Raw genomic sequence first — 3,172 nt, 5'->3', positions numbered from 1 at the left:
ATGAAGCTCTACGCCGGCGTGCAGTTCACACCCAGCTGGGCGGCCGAGCTGGGCTATGGCGCCTTCGGCAGCTGGCACGCGGCCGACCCAGCGCCAGGCTCGACCTACCAGCTCAGGCTGTCCTCCGAACTCGTCTATGCGGCCGCCCGCGCCACGATGCCGCTGGGCGAATCGTTCGCGTTGTTCGGCAAGTTCGGCCTGGCGCTGAACCGGTTGGGGATGCATGACTCGTCAGGCCACTCGGATCACGAGACGTATGTTCGGCCGATGATCGGCGTCGGCCTGGAGTGGAAGCTCACGCCCCAGGTCTCGACGACGGTCGAGTACGCTCACTACGGCTCGCGCGGCAGCGGCAGTGATCGCTTCACGCAGCAGAAGGCCGAGGTGGGCCTGGCCTTCAGGTTCTAGCGTGGCAGCGGGCACGGCCCCTCGCGGCCGATGTCGCGCGACTTCAGCCGCGAGACATGCCTAATGGTCCTGATCGCTGTTGCCTGCTGGCGCGCACCCTCCGCTGCGATGGCGTGCCCATGCGTGCCTCTGAGTGTCTGCTCTGCGACAGCCAGTTCGGGTCTCCATCGGACTCTGAGCAGGTGAGGTACTGCAGTGCGGCCGCGGAAGCGTCGTGTCGCGAGCGGGCGCAGCGCTACGATGTCGACAAGCGCCCCCTGGCAAGTCAGAGGCGCTCGCAAGCGCGGCTGAAGCTCATCAGCTCGCCGCTGTGGGAGTTGTCGCCCGGTGCTTGTGAAGGGCGCCAACGTCGGCTTGTCGGCTGCCGATCCGAGTCTTCCGATGTCTGAGAAGGGTCGCTCTCAGTCTTGCAGTCGACCGCCGGCGGCCGACTGCCATGGACCGTCAAGCAGTCCTTGACTTGGTGCCTTGCCCGATGTCAACCTGACTCCCCCGGCCGCTTGCCGAGCTTGTCGAAGCCCTGGCGAGCAGCGCTTCGACAAGCTCAGCGCGAACGGTTTGTGCCAGCAGGCCCTTCGACAGGCTCCGGGCAAACGGTGGGTGTCACAGATGTTGAAAGGGCGGCAGCCGCCTCGCACGCCGCCACACCAGCACCGGCAGCCGCAGCAGGAACTCCAGCATCAGCCGCGCGTGCATCCACGTCAGCAGCACGTTGTCGCGCCCGTAGCGGAAGTGCGAGACGCCGCCCTCCTCCGCCGTCAGGTACTTCACCGGCGCCGGCAGGTTGATCGGCGCCACACCGCGCCACGCAAGCCGCACCACCGCCTCGGTGTCGAAATCGAAGCGCCGCATCCATGGCTGGCGCTTCATCACCGCGATCAGCGGCCCGATCGGGTACACGCGGAAGCCGTACAGCGAATCGCCGATGCCGGCGTTCAGCGTCTCCAGGTCGGTCCAGCCGTTCGAGATGCGCCGGCCGCGCACCCGCAGCAAGGGTGCCGATGCATCGAACACCGGCTTGCCCAGCACCATCGCATCGGGGTGCTCGGCCGACTTCGCCATGAACTGCGGGATCAGCCCGGCCGGGTGCTGCCCGTCCGAATCCATCGTCAGCACATGCGTGAAACCCGCGTCGCGCGCCGCCTGCAGCCCGGCCAGCACGGCTGCGCCCTTGCCCTGGTTGCGCGGCAGCACGATCACGTGCAACTGCGCATCGGCCTCGGCCAGGCGCTGCAGCCCCTCGGCCGTTCCGTCGGTGCTGCCGTCCACCACCACCCACACCGGCGACCACTGCGCGCGCGCCGCGCGCACCGTCTCGTACACCGTCGCACCGGTGTTGTAGCTCGGGATCAACACCGCATGCCGCATGCTCACGTCAGCTCTTTCCTGAAATACGTTTCCAACTCGTCCAGCGGCAGCGCCGCGCCGTCCCGCGGCTCGAAGCGCTCGCCCAGCCGCAGCCGGAACGCCATCGGGAACGGCGGCACGCGCCAGATCGGCCAGCCCTTGCGCAGATACGGCGACTCGGTCTCGATGAACACCGTCTGGATCGGCACGCCGGCCTTGTGCGCGATCGCCGTCACGCCCGGGCGGAACGGGCTCAGCGCCACCCCGGCCTCGGTGCGCGTGCCCTCAGGGAACATCACCAACTGCGCACCGTCGCGCAGGTTCGCGATCGCGTGCCGCAGCATCGTGCGCGGCGAATCGTTCGGGATGTAGCGCGCCAGCCGCGCGCCGGCGCCGAGGAACACGTTGCGCATCAGGTCGCCCTTCATGATGCAGACGCCGCGCCGCAGCCGCGCGACGATCAGCAGCGCATCGACCATGCTCGGGTGGTTGGCCACCACCACCAGCCCGGTCGCATCGTCGTTCAGGCGATCAAGCGCCTGGCTGTCGACCTCCATCAGCCCGAACGCGGCCGCGAGGTTCCAGAACACGCGGTACGAACTCGCCACCACATGCCGCCCGATGGCCTGCGCCCGCTGCCGAGGCACCAGCGGCAGCATCAGCGCAGCGATCAGGTTCCAGCCGAGCGACGCCAAGCCCAGCCCGAGCAGCAGCAGGTAGAAGCACGCGAGCTGCCAGCCGCGCCGGATCATGGGGGCGACGGCTCCGCAGCCGACGCGATGCCGTGCGCCTCGACCTCGACCAGCAGGTCGGCGCGGCACACGTCGGCGCGCAGGTAGATGGCGTTGCGCAGCGCCGGCGCATCGGCACCCAGCCGCTGCGCCAGCACCTCGCGCACCCGCGGCAGGTCGCTCGCGTGGCGGACGTAGACGGTGCAATCGAGCATGTCGACACGGTGCGCCCGCGGCCCGATCGTGCTCAGCGCGTTGGCCGCGTCGACCACCGCGGCGACGTTCGCGAGCGTCTCCTCGGTCTGCCGGGCCACGTCGCCCACATGCAGCGTCTGGTGTCCGACGATGCTGGCGGTGCCCGACAGGAACAAGGCCTCGCGCCCGCCGCCGATCGACGCCAGCGCGCCGCGCGAGAAGGTCGGCGCGCGCGGGCCGTACTGCGACGGGTAGCGGTAGGCACTGACCTGGCGCGGGTTCTCGACCGCGCGCGGCGCCTCGCGCCCGGCCAGGAAATGCACCGTCAGCGGCCCCTGCGTGGTGCCGAGCGCACAGGCCGCCGGCGCGCCGTCGAACGCGCTGCGCCGCGCGGCCAGGAACGCATCCTGCCGGCCGATGTTGAACTGCCGGTAGCGCTCCAGCGGATCGCCCGCGTCGCACCCGTTGATGTCGGCCACGTAGTTCCACAC

Annotated in this window: 4 protein-coding genes; 1 reads left to right on the top strand and 3 read right to left on the bottom strand. The window is 69.7% G+C overall.

Annotated elements, in window-relative coordinates:
• Positions 1 to 408 (top strand): outer membrane beta-barrel protein (locus AC1D15_RS23920; protein ID WP_477827934.1); only part of this gene is annotated, 408 nt, incomplete at its 5' end.
• A gap of 603 nt (positions 409 to 1,011) precedes the next feature.
• Here AC1D15_RS23920 and AC1D15_RS23915 read toward each other — a convergent pair.
• From AC1D15_RS23915 to AC1D15_RS23905, 3 genes are all read right to left on the bottom strand, one after another.
• Positions 1,012 to 1,776 carry a glycosyltransferase family 2 protein gene (locus AC1D15_RS23915; protein ID WP_477827935.1) on the bottom strand — a complete coding sequence of 255 codons (765 nt, stop codon included), beginning with the start codon at positions 1,774 to 1,776 and terminating at the stop codon, positions 1,012 to 1,014.
• 2 nt (positions 1,777 to 1,778) lie between these two features.
• Entirely contained in the window at positions 1,779 to 2,507 is a 729-nt protein-coding gene (locus AC1D15_RS23910; protein ID WP_047511708.1) for a lysophospholipid acyltransferase family protein, read from the bottom strand.
• Positions 2,504 to 3,172: chorismate transformation FkbO/Hyg5 family protein (locus tag AC1D15_RS23905; protein WP_477827933.1), on the bottom strand; the 669-nt coding region annotated here is incomplete at its 5' end. The genes AC1D15_RS23905 and AC1D15_RS23910, both read right to left, overlap by 4 nt.

The organism is Rhizobacter sp. P2_H2 (assembly GCF_056403375.1).
Note: the sequence above shows the minus strand (reverse complement) of the source record. Positions and strands in the feature narration are given on the sequence as shown.

Coding starts and splice junctions, on each gene's coding strand:
- AC1D15_RS23915 (WP_477827935.1), bottom strand. CDS start 1,776: ATGCGGCATGCGGTGTTGATCCCGAGCTACAACACCGGTGCGACGGTG.
- AC1D15_RS23910 (WP_047511708.1), bottom strand. CDS start 2,507: ATGATCCGGCGCGGCTGGCAGCTCGCGTGCTTCTACCTGCTGCTGCTC.